We start from the raw sequence: 275 nt of genomic DNA, 5'->3' as shown, positions 1-275 counted from the left end.
AACCCGAGCGTTTCCAGGCGTTCGTAGACTGCCTGTTCCGTGCGCTCTGGGTGGACGGGCGCAATCTGGGAGACGCTGCCGTCGTCGCAGCTGTACTGGAGGCGCAGGGCTTCAACCCAGAGCACGTTCTGGCTTTGTCCAACGATGAGGCCGTAAAAGCCGCTCTCAAGGATAAAACCGAACAAGCCGTTAAACGCGGCGTATTCGGCGCGCCCAGCATGTTTGTAGGCAACACGCTGTTTTTCGGTCAGGACCGTCTGGATTTCGTACGCGAA

Annotated in this window: 1 protein-coding gene; it reads left to right on the top strand. The window is 58.5% G+C overall.

Features of this window, described 5'->3' with window-relative positions:
* A partial coding sequence (locus tag AC0L3U_RS39365; protein ID WP_473365116.1) for a DsbA family protein occupies window positions 1–275 on the top strand: 275 nt, incomplete at both ends.

The organism is Bradyrhizobium sp. Kon69 (genome assembly GCF_055807515.1).
The sequence above is the reverse complement of the archived record's forward strand: the minus strand, read 5'-3'. Positions and strand labels throughout refer to the sequence as shown.